Annotated in this window: 11 protein-coding genes; 6 read left to right on the forward strand and 5 right to left on the reverse strand. The window is 48.3% G+C overall.

The features are described 5' to 3' along the window. Positions 1-9 precede the first annotated feature (9 nt). Positions 10-1,785 (forward strand): ABC transporter ATP-binding protein, encoded by a 1,776-nt coding sequence (locus OCV96_RS05195; RefSeq protein ID WP_262593761.1) that lies wholly within the window; start codon positions 10-12, stop codon positions 1,783-1,785. Further along, positions 1,772-3,451 carry an ABC transporter ATP-binding protein gene (locus OCV96_RS05200; protein ID WP_262593715.1) on the forward strand — a complete coding sequence of 560 codons (1,680 nt, stop codon included), beginning with the start codon at positions 1,772-1,774 and terminating at the stop codon, positions 3,449-3,451. The genes OCV96_RS05195 and OCV96_RS05200 overlap by 14 nt, the downstream gene beginning before the upstream one ends. On the opposite strand, the gene OCV96_RS05205 is transcribed toward OCV96_RS05200, so the two are convergent. Further along, positions 3,441-4,814, reverse strand: a complete 1,374-nt coding sequence (locus tag OCV96_RS05205) for a sodium-dependent transporter (protein ID WP_022154788.1) — start codon at positions 4,812-4,814, stop codon at positions 3,441-3,443. The genes OCV96_RS05200 and OCV96_RS05205 overlap by 11 nt on opposite strands. Before the next feature lie 339 nt (positions 4,815-5,153). Here OCV96_RS05205 and spoVT point away from each other — a divergent pair, with 339 nt between their 5' ends. Beyond that, entirely contained in the window at positions 5,154-5,699 is a 546-nt protein-coding gene (gene spoVT / locus OCV96_RS05210; RefSeq protein WP_118503700.1) for a stage V sporulation protein T, read from the forward strand. A gap of 162 nt (positions 5,700-5,861) precedes the next feature. Beyond that, complete coding sequence (locus OCV96_RS05215) at positions 5,862-7,157, forward strand: ATP-binding protein (protein ID WP_227732880.1); 1,296 nt, start codon at positions 5,862-5,864, stop codon at positions 7,155-7,157. Positions 7,158-7,200: 43 nt separating this feature from the next. On the opposite strand, the gene OCV96_RS05220 is transcribed toward OCV96_RS05215, so the two are convergent. Next, positions 7,201-8,496 (reverse strand): diguanylate cyclase, encoded by a 1,296-nt coding sequence (locus tag OCV96_RS05220; RefSeq protein WP_227732882.1) that lies wholly within the window; start codon positions 8,494-8,496, stop codon positions 7,201-7,203. A gap of 510 nt (positions 8,497-9,006) precedes the next feature. Between OCV96_RS05220 and ileS the strand changes: the two genes are divergently transcribed. Both ileS and OCV96_RS05230 read left to right on the forward strand, forming a co-directional pair. Beyond that, positions 9,007-12,159: an isoleucine--tRNA ligase gene (gene ileS, locus OCV96_RS05225; protein WP_262593716.1), complete on the forward strand. Its 3,153-nt coding sequence runs from the start codon at positions 9,007-9,009 to the stop codon at positions 12,157-12,159. Between the two features lie 237 nt (positions 12,160-12,396). After that, positions 12,397-14,919 carry a glycogen/starch/alpha-glucan phosphorylase gene (locus OCV96_RS05230; RefSeq protein ID WP_413086705.1) on the forward strand — a complete coding sequence of 841 codons (2,523 nt, stop codon included), beginning with the start codon at positions 12,397-12,399 and terminating at the stop codon, positions 14,917-14,919. Between the two features lie 515 nt (positions 14,920-15,434). Here OCV96_RS05230 and OCV96_RS05235 read toward each other — a convergent pair. From OCV96_RS05235 to OCV96_RS05245, 3 genes are all read right to left on the reverse strand, one after another. Next, positions 15,435-17,483: a glycosyl hydrolase 53 family protein gene (locus tag OCV96_RS05235; protein WP_262593718.1), complete on the reverse strand. Its 2,049-nt coding sequence runs from the start codon at positions 17,481-17,483 to the stop codon at positions 15,435-15,437. A 412-nt stretch (positions 17,484-17,895) separates the two neighbouring features. Further along, on the reverse strand, positions 17,896-18,195 hold the full coding sequence (locus OCV96_RS05240; RefSeq protein WP_022153690.1) for an AzlD domain-containing protein: 300 nt from the start codon (positions 18,193-18,195) through the stop codon (positions 17,896-17,898). Further along, positions 18,188-18,961 carry an AzlC family ABC transporter permease gene (locus tag OCV96_RS05245; protein ID WP_118730642.1) on the reverse strand — a complete coding sequence of 258 codons (774 nt, stop codon included), beginning with the start codon at positions 18,959-18,961 and terminating at the stop codon, positions 18,188-18,190. The genes OCV96_RS05240 and OCV96_RS05245 overlap by 8 nt, the downstream gene beginning before the upstream one ends. Positions 18,962-19,071: the final 110 nt, after the last annotated feature.

The following is a 19,071-nucleotide window of genomic DNA, read 5'->3' on the forward strand; positions in this document are numbered from 1 at the left end:
CAGGAGAGGATGAAACAGATATCTGAGGCAGTGAAAAAGGATCAGATCCTGCATTATTTCAAAACCCAGTGGCCGGTGCTGCTGGCAGTCATGTTCTCCGGACTGATCTATAACCTCGGACTGCTGGCAGGACCGTGGTTTGAGGGGCGGATGACGGGATGCCTGGTGGACATTCTGGGTGGGAAAGCAGGATACCGGGATATGCTGGTGCTGGTGACCGCGTATGTGATGTCTATTGCCATCGTGCAGATTTCTCGTTATATCAAACGTTTTTATGTCAGACGATTTGCTAATAATGTGAATCGTGACATGAAAGAGATCCTGTACCGCAGTCTGGTGCACAGAAGCCGTGCCGAACTGGAAGAAGAGGGTGTCGGAAATGTGATGACCAAGGCAATCCTGGATGTGGACGACTGTGCGGAGGGTATGCGGAAATTTACCACAGAGATCTTCGATACCGGTGTGGCACTGGCAGCATATGTGGGAATGCTGTTATTCTATGACTGGCGGCTGGCAATCTTAGGCATGCTGTTTTTACCGGTATCTTATGTGCTGGCGGAGAAGATGAAGCGTAACGTGCAGCGTACCGGAGCGGCATATAAGGAACAGTCCGGAGATTTAAGTGCCGCAACACTGGACAGAGCTGCCAATGCTGTCACTTACCGTGTCTATGGCAGAGAAAAAGAGCGGGAACAGGCCTATGAAGCGAATCTTACCGCTTATGAGAAATCTGCTGTGAAGGCTAATATCTGGAGTACCGCGTTCCCCCCGCTGTACCGGATCATCTCCATGACAGGCATACTGTTTATCCTGTATTTCGGCAGCAGAAATGTGCTGGGAACCGGCTGGAAAATATGGGATGTGGCAGCCTTTACCACGTTTTTATCCTGTTTTTTGAAGTTAGCCGTGAAATCTTCTCATGCAGCGAAGCTATTCAATGCGGTACATAAAGCCCAGGTCTCCTGGAAACGAATCAAACTGCTGATGAAGGAAGACACTTATGAGGACGACAGCCTGGTACAGGAGCCAGGAACGCTGGAAGTATCGGATGTAAGCTTCGCTTATCCCGGCGGAGAGAAGATCTATGAGGACTTCAATCTGTCAGCCACTCCGGGACAGATCATTGGTGTCACCGGCGCAGTGGCGTGTGGTAAATCCACATTGGGAAAGACCTTCCTCTGTGAATACCCTTACGAAGGAAGGATCTGTTTCCACGGCAAAGAATTATCCGGGATGACCAAGGCAGAGCAAAACGGCATGGTGGGATATTTAGGACATGATCCGGAGCTGTTCAATGACAGTGTCCGTAACAATATACTGCTGGGCGATGATGACGATCCGGAGAAGTATCTGAAGGCAGTCTGTTTCGACGGTGAGGTGGCAGAGATGGAAGAGGGTATGGACACCATTGTGGGAAATGGCGGTGTCCGACTCTCCGGTGGACAGGCACAGCGGCTGGCATTGGCGAGAACCTTGTGCCATAAGCGTCCGGTCCTGATCCTGGACGATCCTTTTTCCGCACTGGATCGCAAGACGGAGGAAGAGGTTTTTGCCAATCTACGGAAGCTGGCAGCAGACAGTATCGTGATCCTGCTGTCCCACAGACTCTATCTGTTCCCTGAAATGGATCAGGTGCTGTGGATGGAGGATGGAAAAGTGACCGCAGGAACCCACGAACAGATCCTTGAAAAGTTCCCGGAGTATGCGAGACTGTATGAAGCACAGGCGGATGGCGCTGAAGCACACAGTACGCAGGAGGGAGGTCCGGATCATGCAGAAAAATAAACAGATGCAGAAAAATAAGAGACAGAATGTGAAAAATGTCCGCAGCGTGATCCGGCAGACTGTGACAGGCTATGCAGGGTTGTCACTGGGAATCGTGCTGGCAGTCGCAGGTGCCATTGTAACCGCGCTTTTGCCGCCCTGGATCCTGGGAAGTATCGTGGATACGATCACCGCAGGAAACGCAGTTCCGGTTGCATTGGTGATACTGTATTTTGCTTTTACGGTGCTCACCGGGCTGACCGAAAGCCTTCGGGAAGGTCTGCTGACGGTCTTCGGTCAGAAGATCACCCACGCACTGCGGAGCAGCATGATGGAGAAATACACGAACCTGACGGCAGGGGAACTGACGAAGCAGGAGCCCGGTACTATCGTATCCCGGTTCGTAGGAGATGTGGATACGGTGGAGAACCTGTTCACCTCCGGAATCATCAGTATGTTCGCCGATGCCTGTAAGATTATAAGTATCCTGGTGGTGATCTGGTTAAAAAACAGAGGACTGGCGATCGTACTTTTGGTTCTGCTTCCATTTCTGTATTGGTTCACCCGGACGGTGCAGAAAAACATGCTGAAAGCCCAGATCGAGAACCGTTGCGCCGTGGGCAGAGCATCCGGACATGTGCCGGAGACGCTGCACAATATCCGCACCATTCATACGCTGGGAAAAGAGCGCTACATGGAGCAGCGCTATGATGAATATATTGCGGAGAGCTACCGCGCGGTAGATCGCACGAATTTCTATGATGCTATTTATTCCCCGGTGATCCTGATCCTGAATGCTATCGTGGTGGCGGTTGTGATGCTGTTTTCTGCCTCCGGTAATGCAAAGGTGCTGACACTGTTCGGCATGTCTGCAGGTACAGCGGTAGCGGTAATTAACTATATCTCCCAGATCTTTACCCCAGTGGAGAGTCTGGGAATGGAGATCCAGACCATACAGTCCGCCGTTGCGGGCGTGCACCGGATCAATGAATTCTATGCCCTGGAGGAATTGCCGGAGAGAGTACGGAATTTGGAGACTTCGGTGGCCATAGCGCAAGAGACACCGTTTGTGGAACTGCAAAACGTGACCTTTGCTTATGAGGATGACAGCCGTAAAATCCTGCATCACTTAAGCTTCAAAGTGTATCCCGGAGAACAGGTGACGCTGTCCGGAAGAACCGGGGCAGGGAAGAGTACGGTCTTCAAACTGTTGTTGGGACTCTATCAGCCGGGAGAGGGTAAAGTGCTGATTCAGGGAAGAGATGCCATTCAGATTCCGGAAAATGAAAAGCGCAGCCTGTACGGCTATGTGGAGCAGACTTTTCACAGGGTACCCGGTACCGTGAAGGATCAGATCACGCTGTATGACGATTCTTTTACTATGGAAGAGGTACGGGAGGCTGCAACAATTGCGGGACTGGATGCAACGATAGAACAGCTGGAAAAAGGCTATGACACGCTCTGTACTTCGGAGATCTTCTCGCAGGGGCAGTGGCAGCTGTTATCCATTGCCAGAGCCGCCGTGGCGAAGCCGAAGCTCCTTCTGCTGGATGAGATTACGGCAAATCTGGATGCCCAGACCGAAGAAGAGGTGCTGCAGGCACTGAAGAGGGCTTCCGAAGGACGTACCGTAATCTCGATTTCGCATAGAGTGAACGCGGAGACAGGACGGATCATTACATTTTAATCCATCCAAATGCATTTGCCACGGAGCTTAATAAAATAATCGCAGCAAATACCGGGCAGAGATACTTGATCATGAAATTGAATATCTTTTTGCGGCGGAAAGCGGCTTCTCCGTGCATGACTTCTTCTTCCACAGCCTTTACTCCGATGACGCGGGATACCAGCAGACAGATGGTGATGGCAGCGATAGGCATCATCACGGAGTTGGTCAGGAAATCGAAGAAATCAAGGAACTGCATGCCGATGATCTTCACAGCACCGAGCGGTCCGTAACCCAGTGAGGATAACGTTCCCAGTGCCAGCATGATCACACCCATGATCACGGTAGATTTTTTACGACCCCAGCCAAGCTCGTCCTCGAAAGTAGACACAGCACTTTCGGTAAGTGCAATGGAGCTGGTCATGGCTGCGAACAGTACCAGTACGAAGAACATAATACCTACGAAGGTGCCCATTCCCATGCTGTCGAAGACCTTGGGAAGTGTGATGAACATCAGGGAAGGACCAGCCTGTAAGGTATCGGGATCCCCACCGGAAAATGCGAACACGGCGGGAATGATCATCAGACCTGCCATGATGGCGATGGCGGTATCAAAGATCTCCACATTTTTCGTGGAACCTTCAATGGAGACATCTTTTTTCATATAAGAGCCGAAGGTGATGAGGATACCCATGGCAATGGACAGAGAGTAGAACATCTGTCCCATGGCAGCTACGACTGTCATCCAGGAGAAATTCGCGGGATTCGGGATCAGGAAATACTTCACACCGCTCAGGGCTCCCGGTCTGGTAACGGAATAGACTGTGATGACCACAGAGAGCACTACCAGGATCGGCATCATAATGCGGGATACACGCTCGATACCGTTGCGGACACCGGCGTAGATGATGCCCAGAGTACACAGAGTGAATACGATAAAGCACAGCTCTGTAGAGACACCATTGGAAATAAACGTGGAAAAATAACCGTCCGCTGCCAGATCATGTCCGTGACCCTTGGCATATTCCACCAGATACTTGATCACCCATCCACCAATGACGGAATAATAAGGAACGATCAGAATAGGAATAATAGCGTTGATCCATCCACCGAAGGACAGCCATTTGGACTTCCCAAAGGTATGAAAGGCACCCACGGGGCTTTTACCTGTCATGCGTCCCAGTGAAGTCTCTGCCACGATCATGCTATAACCGAAGGTAAGCGCCAGGATAATATAGATCAACAGGAAGATACCGCCGCCGTATTTGGCTGCCAGATACGGGAAACGCCAGATATTGCCTAAGCCTACGGATGCTCCGGCAGCCGACAGAACGAAGCCGATCTTGCCGGAAAATGAACTTCTGTTATTATTTTTGTGATTCATAGTTTAAACTCTCCCATAAAAAATTGTCGTAAACAGAATAAGTGTAACATAGAAATAAGGAAAATACAGTACGAAATAGTCTGATTGAGAATTGAAAAATTCGATAATGCAAGAGTGAAAATTGAATGGATGCATTTTAATTTTAATATAAAACAATAATTCTGAGGAAAAATACAGAACTGCTATAAATATAAGCCAGTAATGGCACTGCTGAATGACGGTGTATCTGGCAATTTAAAGTATATTTTTTCCTGCATTTCGCATACTAACTGCAACGTTAATGATTAGTAATGCGAGATGATGATTTATCTTACGCAATATGTCATGGAGGAAAAAATGATGAAAGCAACTGGAATTGTAAGAAGAATAGATGACCTGGGACGCATCGTGATCCCGAAGGAGATCCGCCGCACGTTACACATCAGAGAGAGTGATCCGCTGGAGATCTTCACCGACAGAGAGGGGCAGGTCATCCTGAAAAAATATTCCCCTATCGGAGAGATGACCACATTTGCCAAACAGTATGCGGAGAGCCTGGCACAGGTGTCGGGACATGCCACACTGATCGCGGACAGAGACCAGTTCATCGCCGTCTCAGGAGGCTGTAAGCAACTGTTAAATAAATCCGTGAGCCGTCAACTGGAAGAGAAGGTCAATAATAGAGAGACTGTGATTGCCGCAAAAGGAGACCGCAACTATGTCAACATTGCGGAAGACATTGCCGTGGACTATGCCTGGCAGCTGATCACGCCGATCATCTGCGAAGGGGACATCATCGGAAGTGTGATCCTGTTGGAAAATGACGGGAAGAGCAAAATGGGGGAAGTGGAGCAGAAACTGGCTCTGTCTGCGGCGGGCTTCCTGGGCAGACAGATGGAACAATAAATAATTACTTTGTTTATTTACAATTTGAAATAGAAAAGTGCAACCAGTTGCAAAAATCTTTTCCAAAAATGAAGCAAGTATATTGATTTTCAGTTAAATTATCCATATAATAGAATAGAAAAGTGCAACCAGTTGCAAAAATCTATTCCAGGGAGAAAATATATGGATATTCGCAGAGATTTCTATTTGGAAAAGTTAATAAAAAGAAAGAGCAATGGATTAATCAAGGTGATTACCGGTATTCGAAGATGTGGTAAGTCTTATCTGCTGAATAACATTTTCTATCATCATTTGTTAGATTCCGGTGTGAAAGCAGACCATATCATACGGTTTGCCTTTGATTCTGCGGATGATCTTTACCTGATCGGTGAAAGTCTTATTCAGATCGAAAAGGAAAAGCGGGGTGTGGATCCGGAGAAATTTATGGCATATATTCGGTCGAAAACTACAGGAGAGGGAATATATTATCTGCTGTTGGATGAAATTCAGATGCTGGATTGTTTTGAGGCTGTTTTGAATGGATATCTTCGCAAAGAGAATATTGATGTGTTTGTGACGGGAAGTAACGCAAAACTGTTGTCAAAGGATATTGCTACGGAATTTGCAGGCAGGGGTGATGAAATTCATATGTACCCTCTCAGCTTTGCTGAATTTATGTCTGTTTATAACGGAGATAAATATACCGGGTTATCTGAATATATGCTTTACGGTGGAATTCCATTAGTGGTTCTGCGGGATGGTGCCGGGGATAAGGCAACAGCGCTGCAGAATTTATTTAACGAAATTTATATCCGTGATATTACGAAACGGAATCGTATAAAGAATATTGGGGAATTGGAAGATCTGCTAAATATTCTTTCCTCTGCGATCGGTTCGTTGACCAATCCGGAAAAACTAAAGAACACTTTTAAAACCGTGAAGAAATCTAAAATTACTTCTGCAACCATAAAGAAATATTTGGATTACTTTGAAGATTCTTTTTTGATAGAGTCAGCACAGCGTTATGATATTAAGGGAAAGTCATATATAGAGACTCCTAAGAAATATTATTTTTCTGATTTGGGGCTTCGGAATGCCAGAATTAATTTCCGGCAGTTGGAGCAGACACATTCCATGGAAAATGTAATCTATAACGAACTCCGGATGCGGGGATATAGTGTGGATGTAGGTGTTGTCCCTATCGCAGAAAAAGATTTGGAAGGAAAGGTAAACCGCAGGCAGCTGGAAGTGGATTTTGTCTGCAATCTTGGTTCTGCCAGATATTACATTCAATCGGCATATTCTCTTCCGGATGAAACAAAGCGGACGCAGGAAATCCGACCGTTCCGGAAGATTGATGACTCTTTTAAAAAAATTGTCATTACAAAAGATATTGTGCAGCCATATTATGATGAATATGGTATTCTGACAATCAATATTTATGATTTCCTGTTGAATCCGGAATGCCTGCAAGGTTAAAGATAACAAGATCAGAAACAAATAAAAAACGGTCGTAACCGGGTTAAGATATCACCTGGTTACGACCGTTTGTCTTACCGATATATAATTTCTCATCAGCTTCTTTTAATAATGTATGAACATCTTTGTCAGACTCACAGACCAGTCCGAAGGTCATATTTATCTTCACGTGTTGCCCTTCGTAGAGTGTATCCAGTTCGTGAATTTTGTCCATGAGAAGATCCAGCTGTTTCCGTGCTTCTGCAAGATCTACATTTTCAAATACCAGTAGAAATTCCTCACCACCCCAACGCGCGGCAAAGCCACGGCGCCACATATGCTGCTTCAGCAGGGCAGAGACATTTTTCAGTACGGCATCCCCACATTCGTGACCGTAGGTATCATTAACCTTTTTGAAAAAGTCAATATCTCCGATGGCGAGCGCAAAAGAATGGCGGAAGGATTGGGCTTCCTCGAAGATCTGGCGCAGCTTTTTTTCCCCGCTGCGTCGGTTGTACAGCTCGGTCAGGGCATCCTGCTCGATCATGGTACGAAGAGAGCGCTGCATGGACAGGGCACAGCGACCGATATCACCTAATTCATCACTGCGTTTTGTTACGGAATGATCCAGTGTGGCGTTCAGATTCCCGGAGGCTACCTCTGACAGGAAGCTGTGAATATGGAGTAATACAGCCACGAATCTTCTGGTGTAAAAATAGATGCAGACAGCCACGAGAGCCACAAAACCGATGATCAGCCATGTCAGCGGATAGACATAACGTTGAATGGCTTGAGATACGGCGGCACTGGATTTTCCTATAAAAAGCATGCCAACTATGCTGCCGTCCTGATTGCGGACAGGACTATAATAGGAAAAATAAGTCTTTCCATTGATCAGAGTGTTGATATAAAAATGATCTTCACCGGTATTCAGGACATCACGGATCACCACATCCGGAGCACCGGAGCCGACAATGCGGTCACCCTGGGCGTTATACAGAGTCGTCAGAATGCGGGTATCCTGGTAGAACAGGGTGATGTCCAGTCCGGTATCCTCTTTGAATTGATCAAATAGAGAATATTCACGGGTGATATCTACATCGCCCTTATACAGAAGGTAGGCAACATCACCTTCCAGCCGGTAATCGCCGGGATAGGCAGCGTTCAGAAGTGTAGTGGCACTTTTTGTGGCATCATACAATTCACGTTCCACTTCCTGATACATAGTTTTTGTGAACCATTGGGAAGTGAAAAATAACATGACGATCCCCAGCGCCAGCAGGGGAATCAGGCCGATCGCCTGCAGAGTATATGATATTTTACCGCCGCTTCTTTTCGGCGTATTTTGCGTATTTTCCATAGAATTCCCTGCCCTTTCCGGTAAGATCGGTACACATATCAGTCTTAAAATAATTATATGAAATAAATGTCGGAAAAGCAAGAAAGAAAAGCTTTCTAAGCAAATCATAACATCCGGCTTGACAACGCAAAAAAATGAGATATATAATAGCGGTATATCAAAAATGCATTGACGAAGAGAGTAACTTTTCCGCAGAAAGGCAAAGCGAGCCGGTGATGGTGAGAGACCGGTGCGAGTAGGGAAAAAGTGAAAATCACTTCTGAGCTGTCAGAACAAAAGCCCAGGTCAGTAGTTCTGAACGGAATCCCGCCGTTACCGGGAAGCATATCACTCCTATATACTATATAATAGGAAGTATGTTGTAAGAGGTGGTTAACGAATGCATGAGCTTCGTCCTGTTACAGGACGGGGCTTTTTTTGATACTATTCAGGAAAGCATCGAAGATGCGATTTTGTGAACGAGGTGCTGAATAGTATGATGCTGTAATAAGAAAAGAAAGGAAGCGCACTATGTACAAGCAGGTACCCACAAGCCTGAATTTTGTAGACCGCGAGAAAGCAGTCGAGAAATTCTGGGAAGACAACGACATTTTCAAAAAAAGTATGGAGCATCGTAAGGAAGGCGAAACCTATACCTTCTACGACGGACCGCCTACCGCTAACGGTAAGCCTCACATCGGTCATGTAGAGACCCGTACCATCAAGGATATGATTCCCAGATACCGTACCATGAAGGGATATATGGTTCCCCGTAAAGCCGGCTGGGATACTCACGGACTTCCCGTAGAACTGGAAGTCGAGAAGATGCTGGGTCTGGACGGCAAGGAGCAGATCGAGGAATACGGTCTGGCACCTTTCATTGACAAATGTAAAGAGAGCGTCTGGAAATATAAGGGAATGTGGGAAGATTTCTCCCGTACCGTTGGTTTCTGGGCGGACATGGATAACCCTTATGTTACCTATGATGACAATTTCATCGAGTCCGAGTGGTGGGCACTGAAGACCATCTGGGACAAGGGTCTGTTGTACAAGGGCTTCAAGATTGTTCCCTACTGCCCTCGCTGCGGAACCCCGCTGTCCAGTCACGAAGTGGCACAGGGCTATAAGGCAGTCAAAGAGCGCTCCGCTATCGTACGTTTCAAGGTAAAGGGCGAGGATGCATATTTCCTGGCATGGACCACAACTCCCTGGACCCTTCCTTCCAACGTTGCACTGTGCGTGAATCCGGAGGAGACCTACCTGAAGGTGAAGGCTGCTGACGGTTATACCTATTATATTGCAAAGGCATTGGCAGACAAGGTACTGGGCAGCCTGGCAGAAGAAGGTAAAGCAGCTTACGAAGTACTGGAGACTTATGTTGGTAAGGATCTGGAGTACAAGGAGTATGAGCCTCTGTACAAGTGTGCGGGAGATGCCGCTGAGAAGCAGAAGAAAAAGGCACATTTCGTGACCTGCGATGATTATGTAACCATGACCGATGGTACCGGTATCGTTCATATCGCTCCTGCTTTCGGTGAAGACGACAGCCGTATCGGACGCAACTATGAGTTGCCTTTCGTACAGTTCGTAGACGGCAAGGGTGACCTGACCGCAGAGACTCCTTATGCCGGTAAATTTGTAAAGGATGCAGATCCTCTGGTATTAAAGGATCTGGACGCAGAGGGCAAGCTGTTCGATGCACCGAAGTTCGAGCATGATTATCCTTTCTGCTGGAGATGTGATACTCCGCTGATCTACTATGCAAGAGAGTCCTGGTTCATCAAGATGACCGCTGTGAAGGATGATCTGGTACGTAATAATAAGACCATCAACTGGATCCCCGCTTCCATCGGTGAGGGACGTTTCGGCAACTGGCTGGAGAATATTCAGGACTGGGGCGTATCCCGTAACCGTTACTGGGGTACTCCGTTAAATATCTGGGAGTGCGAATGCGGACACCAGCATTCCATCGGCAGCCGTGAAGAGCTGTACAAGATGAGCGGCAATGAGAAGGCGAAGACCGTAGAATTCCATCGTCCATATATCGACGAGATCACCATCACCTGCCCCGAGTGCGGCAGGCAGATGAAGCGTGTTCCCGAGGTGATCGACTGCTGGTTCGATTCCGGAGCAATGCCTTTCGCACAGCATCATTACCCGTTTGAGAATAAGGAACTGTTCGAGCAGCAGTTCCCTGCCAACTTTATCTCCGAGGCAGTGGACCAGACCCGTGGATGGTTCTATTCACTCTTGGCAGAGTCCACCCTGCTCTTCAACAAGGCTCCTTACAAGAACGTTATCGTTATGGGCCACGTACAGGATGAGAACGGCCAGAAGATGAGTAAGAGTAAGGGCAATGCAGTAGATCCTTTCAACGCACTGGAGACCTACGGTGCAGATGCCATCCGTTGGTATTTCTACACCAGTTCCGCACCCTGGCTGCCGAAGAGATTCTCCGGCAAGGCCGTACAGGAAGGACAGCGTAAGTTCATGGGTACTCTGTGGAACACCTACGCATTCTTCGTACTGTATGCGAATATTGACAATTTTGATGCGTCCAAATATACACTGGAATACGACAAACTGCCCGTAATGGATAAGTGGCTGCTGTCCAAGCTGAACTCTACCGTTGCAGAAGTAGACAGCAATCTGGACCAGTACCGTATCCCAGAGGCTGCCAAGGCTCTGCAGGACTTCGTCGATGAGATGAGTAACTGGTATGTAAGACGCAGCCGTGAGCGTTTCTGGGCAAAGGGCATGGAGCAGGATAAGATCAATGCCTACATGACGCTGTACACCGCACTGGTGAACATCTGTAAGGCAGCCGCACCCATGATCCCCTTCATGACCGAGGATATTTACCAGAATCTGGTAAGAAGCAATGATGCATCCGCTCCCGAGAGTATCCATCTGTGTGACTTCCCTGTAGTCAACAAGGATCACATCGACAAGAAGCTGGAAGAGGATATGGAGGATGTACTGGATGCTGTCGTTATGGGACGTGCGTGCCGTAACGAGGCTGCCATCAAGAACCGTCAGCCCATCAGCAGAATGTATATCAAGGCAGATTTCACCTTAAGTGAGTTCTACCAGGAGATCATTGAGGATGAGTTAAACGTCAAGGAAGTGGTATTCACCGATGACGTACGTGACTTTACTTCCTATACCTTCAAGCCTCAGCTGCGTACCGTAGGACCTAAATATGGCAAACAGTTAGGCGGCATCCAGAAGCACCTGGCTGCACTGGACGGCAACGCAGCCATGGATGAACTGAATGCAGACGGCGCATTAAAGTTCGATGTAGACGGTGTGGCTGTGGAACTGACCAAGGACGATCTGCTGATCGACATGGCACAGAAGGAAGGCTATGTATCTCAGGAGGACAATAAGATGACCGTTGTGCTGGATACCAACCTGACACCGGAACTGGTAGAGGAAGGCTTCGTATACGAGATCATCAGCAAGATCCAGACCATGCGTAAGGAGAGCGGCTTCGAAGTGACTGATCACATCCGCGTATCCATCAACGGCAACGACAGGCTGTCCGAGATCGCCCGGAAGAACAAAGACGCCATCAGCGGAAAGGTTCTGGCAGACGAACTGACAAGTGGTGCGGAATATGCCGTATCCAAGGAATGGAACATCAATGGCGAGAACGCAGTGATCGCTGTGGAGAGAGTATAAAAGTTCTGCAATAAAATGCCGGAATAAAGAGATTCTGTGGTTTTCCCAACGGGGAGGACCGCGGAATCTTTTCTGTTTCGGAAAAACATTTACGAAACTTACGAAAACCTACGAAAACAGTTGGAATGCGCCTGGAAGTTTGTTATAATATTACCTATATTTGGTTAAGAATATGGATGAAATCATAACGCTATCCGGTGCGGAATATCTTGAGAAGAGTACAGTACCGGAGAGGCAATGGAGAGGAGAACACAGGTGAAAAAATCAGTAGCAGCCAGCGAGAAGCCGGTAAAGGCAAAAGAGTTCGACAAGGAGCTCTTCAAGAGAAGTGTGGAATATAATGTGCGCACCCTGTATCGTAAGAATCTGGAAGAAGCAGATGCACAGCAGATCTTCCAGGCAGTATCTTATGCGATCAAGGATCGTATCGTAGAGAACTGGATGGAGACCCAGAAGGCATATGAGAAGGAAGATCCCAAGATGGTCTACTACATGTCCATGGAGTTCCTGATGGGAAGAGCACTGGGTAATAACCTGATCAACTTAAAGGCATATAAGCCCGTAGCAGAAGCTTTGGAAGAACTGGGACTGGATCTGAACCTGATCGAAGACCAGGAGCCGGATGCAGCACTGGGTAACGGTGGTCTGGGACGTCTGGCAGCATGTTTCCTGGATTCCCTGGCAACGCTGGGATATCCCGCATACGGCTGCGGTATCCGTTATCGTTATGGCATGTTCAAGCAGGAAATCCGCGACGGTTATCAGGTAGAGGTTCCCGATAACTGGCTGATGAACGGCAATCCTTTTGAATTGCGCAGACCCGAATACGCCAAGATCGTAAAGTTCGGCGGTTATGTCAGCGTACACACCGATGAGAATGGCAGAAATGTATTTACCCAGGAAGGTTATCAGTCTGTTAAGGCAATTCCGTTTGATTTCCCCATCGTGGGTTATGGCAATGGCATTGTAAACACCCTGCGTATCTGGGATGCGGAGCCTGTAGAGTGCTTCCAGCTGGATTCTTTTGACAAGGGTGACTACCAGAAGGCGGTAGAGCAGGAGAACCTGGCACGTAATATCGTAGAGGTTCTGTATCCCAACGACAATCACTATGCAGGTAAGGAGCTGCGTCTGAAGCAGCAGTACTTCTTCATCTCTGCATCCGTACAGGAAGCTGTAGAGAAGTACATGAGAAAGCATGACGATATCCATAAATTCCATGAGAAGGTTACGTTCCAGCTGAACGATACCCATCCTACTGTAGCAATCGCAGAGCTGATGCGTGTGCTGATGGATGACTATTATCTGACCTGGGAAGAAGCATGGGAGATCACCACAAAGACCTGCGCTTACACCAACCATACCATTATGGCGGAAGCGTTGGAGAAATGGCCCATCGAACTGTTCTCCAGACTGCTTCCCAGAATCTACCAGATCGTAGAGGAGATCAACCGCAGATTCGTTCTGGATATCCAGCAGAAGTACAGCAATGTACCCGGCGTGGATGTACAGGAGAAGATCCGTAAGATGGCGATCATCTACGACGGACAGGTGAAGATGGCAAATATGGCAATCGTCTCCGGCTACTCTGTCAACGGTGTGGCAAGACTGCATACCGAGATCCTGGAGAAGCAGGAGCTGAAGGACTTCTACGAGATGTTCCCGGAGCGCTTCAACAATAAGACCAACGGTATCACCCAGAGACGTTTCCTGTTGCATGCGAACCCGCTGTTAGCTGACTGGGTAACGGCTCACGTAGGTGACGACTGGATCACCGATCTGCCGCAGATCTCCCGCCTGAAGGTATATGCGGATGACAAAAAGGCACAGCAGGAATTCATGAACATTAAGTACCAGAATAAAGTACGTCTGGCAAAATACATTTTAGAGCACAATGGTATCGAAGTAGATCCCAGATCCATCTTCGATGTACAGGTAAAGCGTCTGCATGAGTACAAGAGACAGCTGCTCAATATTCTGCATGTAATGCACCTGTATAACGAACTGAAGGAGCATCCGGAACTGGATTTCTACCCCAGAACCTTTATCTTCGGCGCGAAGGCAGCAGCCGGTTACCGTAACGCAAAGCTGACCATCAAGCTGATCAACTCCGTAGCGGATGTGGTGAACAACGATCCCGCCATCAATGGCAAGATCAAGGTTGTATTTATCGAGAACTACAACGTATCCAACGCAGAGATCATCTTTGCGGCAGCAGATGTCTCCGAGCAGATTTCTACCGCAAGTAAGGAAGCGTCCGGTACCGGTAACATGAAGTTCATGCTGAACGGTGCCCTGACTCTGGGAACCATGGACGGTGCCAATGTGGAGATTGTAGAAGAAGTGGGCGAGGAGAATGCATTCATCTTCGGTCTGTCCGCACAGGAAGTTATCAACTATGAGAATCATGGCGGATATGATCCCATGGAGATATTCAACAACGATCAGGATGTCCGCAAGGTACTGATGCAGCTGATCAACGGAACCTTTGCACCGGGAGATCCCGAACTGTTCCGTCCGCTGTACAACTCTCTGCTGAATACCCAGTGCACCGCCAAGGCAGACACCTACTTCATCCTCAAGGACTTCAAGTCCTACGCAGAGGCACAGAAGAGAGTAGAAGCCGCTTACCGCGACGAAGACAACTGGGCTAAGAGCGCTATCCTCAATGTGGCATGCTCTGGCAAGTTCACCTCCGACAGAACCATCCAGCAGTATGTGGATGAGATCTGGCATCTGGATAAAGTGGTACTGAAGTAAATGGAAAGTTAGTAAAGAAATGCTATCAAATCCCCGTAGCCCTTGGCAAGGTATAAGAAACGCGGCACGCTCGTACTTTAGTACGATGCGCTCCTGTCGCAGAGCGTAGCGGTACATAAGCGGTCACAATACGACCGCAATGCGTCCCTTGGGACGCTATGGTACCGACGTCTGCTTACGGCACTGCTTATTCTTATACCCAGCCGGGGCTACTGGTTTTTTTGAAAGCTTTCCAAAACGCAGAACTCCCGGCGTATGCGGTGCCATGTCGAAGATGTTTGTCGGAGGATGTTGATATTTTCTAGAAAAGTGCTGAAAGGCAGGGGGAAAGCGGACACGATGTCCGCGTCAGCCGATTGTCGACATGGATGTCGACTGTAGGCGGCCCCGTCATGACGAGAACTACTCATCACTTTTCGTAGAAAATTCACATCCGGAGACCTTACATCGAGACATGTGTATCGCATGCTCCGGGAGTTCGTTGATTTTGCCAATGTATTTAACTAACTTTCTATTTAATTCCCGACCCGATGCAATGTCACATCATCCAGAGTTCCCCAGCTGTTCTTATTACATTGATATCTCACACCAATGGTCAGGGAGCCGTCGGTGACTTTGATACCGGAGACGGTGGGATTCTGCCAGTCGGCATAGGTGGTGAGCATAAAAGGCACTGTCAGCTCCTTGCCGTCTACGACAGCATACAGCTCCATGGAAGCATCCGCTGCCAGGTCACCGCCCTGCGAGAAAGCGGACAATTCATAAGTACCGGGTTCCAGATCTGTGAAGCTCTGCTCAATGGAAAAGTCCATATCGGAGGTACCGGACCAGAAGTGGAAAGCCACCTCACCGCTGTGGGCATCGGCAGCTTTGACCTGATAGTCGGTGGGATTCGTTTCACCGGAGTATGTTACAGTCCACATAGAAGTATCAGCATCCTCAAAGCCGGGATTCTGTACATAATTGCCCCGTTCTACCGTGACAATGGCAGTAACTTCCGTACCTTCATCCAGAGATCCGGCAACTGTGAACGCTCCGCCGTTTTCCGTGTCGATGGCGGCAATATCTTCAGCATCCCAGGTGACAGGAACCTGTTCTTCGGAACGATCGTTATAGATGATACTTACGGTATCCGGAAGCTTGACTTCCGCACCGATATTGCAGGACACCACTATTTCGGGGATGGTGTCTATCGCCAGAGGAGCAGTGGCTCCGTACTTCAGATATTTAAATATATTTAGGGAGGCCAGAGGATGTCCGGTGAAGTCGAACATGGCCTGATTGTCCCAGGAGCTTCCGCCGTAATACTGTCCGGCATCCTTTGGATCATAACCGCCTGCATAACTGCTGGCCCAACCGCTGCCGTATTTTTCCCAGATGGCAGAATTATCAGCATCGGCGGGACCGACCGGGATCCAGGTACCTTCCCAGTAGAAGATGCCTTCGGCACCGGCCTCGCTGGCAGCCGCACAGGCATCCCGCACTTCGTTGGCCTGCCCCTGTACGCTGGCTGAATATCCTTCGGCCAGATCATCGGTTCCTTTAATGCTGTTGGCAGAGCCATCGCCGTCTTCCGAAGTATAACAGTAAGCGTTTTCCGCTACATATACCTTTTTGCCATAAGTATCACGGACATGGATAATGGCATTTTTCAGATCTTCCATCGTGCCGTGCCAGTAAGGATAGAAGGAAAGTCCCACAATATCATAGTCGATCTCCTTTACCTGTAGGCCGGTCAGTAGTGTGTCCAGTTTTTTCATATCATCGATGTTGGTGTAATGTACAGCCACCAGAATATCTTTTCCGGAAGCAGTGGCAGCATCCCTGACAGCCTTACTGCCGGAGGCCAACAGTTTTCGAACGTTTGATGCATCTGTCTCTCCACACATGCCGTTGTTGATCTCGTTGCCCACCTGTACCATACCGACGTCCACACCGGCATCCAGAATCTGCGTCAGGTTTTCCAGAGTGAAGTTATAGAGAGCGTCGGATTTTTCTTCGATATCCATACCTTCCCAGGCCTTTGGAACGAACTGCTTCTTGGGATCTGCCCAGAAATCGGAATAATGGAAATCAATGCAGACTTTCATGCCATACTGCGTGGCACGTTGTCCCAGAGTGATGGCAGTCGCCACGTCATTGTTGCCGCCACCGTAACCGTTGCCGTTCTCATCATAGGGATCGTTCCAGACCCGGAGACGGATATAGTTCACACCAGCCTGTGCCAGCGTCATGAACACATCCTGCTCTTCTCCGTCAAAGTTATAATATTTCACGCCACTGTTTTCCAGAGCCAATACTGCGGATACGTCCATACCACGGTAAAAATCATCGGAAATGCCGTCCACCGGCTCCACATAAATTGTAGACTCCTCCGGCCCCTCCGGCTGGGAAAAAGTGGTGACATCCGTGGCATCTGCAGTAGCGGTAACTGCGGATTCTGCCACTGTATCTGCGATTTCCAGATCCTGACTGCCGCATCCGGGCAGCCCGCCCATGACCAGTCCCGCACTGAGATACAGAGTCAACAGCCGTGTACGTAATTGCTTGCTAAAATGTTGCATAAGTAATCCTCCCACAAAACATAATTGCACAACCGCTTGTGCATATATATTATAGCATATTATCATCCATCAAAGATAAAATGTAACAAAAAGTGCGCAATAATTTCGAAGATTATTGCGCAAAACATTTGTTTTAAATACCAGAAGCAGGGAATCGTAGATGTATTATTGGAATTGAACAAAGCATTGACCGGGCAGCGGTGCAGAGCAGGAACGCGCCAGACTGTCCACCTTGATTGCCCGCATGGATGCTGCAGGGGAGGGAGATCAGGTCGCCCGTTTGCAGGATCCGGAATTCGTACAGGAAATGTTAAAAAAATATGATTTGTAAAAGCTTCTGTGAAGAAGCCGGACCATAAAAATACGCCATGGGGAAGGAATCCTTCTCAATGGCGTGTTTTATTACAAGGCATTATACAAACAATTCGATCACAAACACCAGCACACAGCAGATCACGGATACCGGAAACAGTCCGGCACCGAGCCATGCGGCGATGATACCGGCAATGAGTGCCACCAGTCCGGAAATGGGGGTCTGGGTAGCATGGATGATGGCCGGGAAGGTCATGACGGCCAGCGTCACGTAAGGTACATAGTACAAAAAGGACTGAATAAACTGATTCTTGATGGGTTTACGGATCAGTGTCAGGGGTAAGACACGGATCGTATAGGAGACAGCCGCCATAACAGCAATATAAATATAATTATTCATTTACGTGGTCTCCTTTCTGTACAGATTCTCCGTTTTCCGCAGGAACGGCTTCCTCTGCACCCTGCTTCACCGGGAACAGGATTGCTGCAGCACCGGAGATGATCACGGTCAACAGGATGGTTCTCGTACCTTCTGACAGGGAAGAAATCCCAGGCAGATAGTTGCAGGCAAAGCTCAGTGCGAAGCTGATTGCTACCAGAGCTGCCACGATCTTACTTTTTCTGGCAGGCGGAATGATAATGGCCAGAAACATTCCGTATAACGCAACACTCAGGGCGCTGACAGCACGAAGAGGCAGCGCATTTCCGGCGATGATACCGCAGGCGGTTCCTCCGGCCCAGGCGGGCGCTGCCAACAGGATCGCACCGTAGGTATAGTACGGATTCAGGATACCCGGCCGGGCAATGGTAATGCCGAACAACTCATCGGTGACATCGTAAGCAATGATCAGACGGTGGAAAAAGGGCGTGCTGGGAGAAAATTTCTGGGCCAGCGCACAACTCATGAGTAGATATCTGGCATTGGCAATCAACGTGATGATCGCCACTTCCAGATATGTGGCCTGTGCCGCAATCAGGGTAAAGGCTGCATATTCTCCGGCGGAAGCGTTATTTAACAGGCTTGCCAGAAAACCCTGCATGGGGGTAAAGCCTGCATGTCTTGCGGCAATTCCCAAAGAAAATGATACTGCGAAATATCCCAGAGCAATGGGAAAGCCGTCGCGGATACCGTCGCAGAAGACTTTCCTGCTGAATTTATCATTCATAATTATGATTCCCTCATCTTTCTGTAAGGCGTCTTTTGACGCACATCACCTATTATAACGCACATTTTCAAAGGAGAAAAGGATGAAAATTAATGAGATAGGTACAGAAC

It is taken from the genome of Waltera acetigignens (assembly GCF_025567015.1).
GTDB lineage: Bacteria > Bacillota > Clostridia > Lachnospirales > Lachnospiraceae > Acetatifactor > Acetatifactor acetigignens.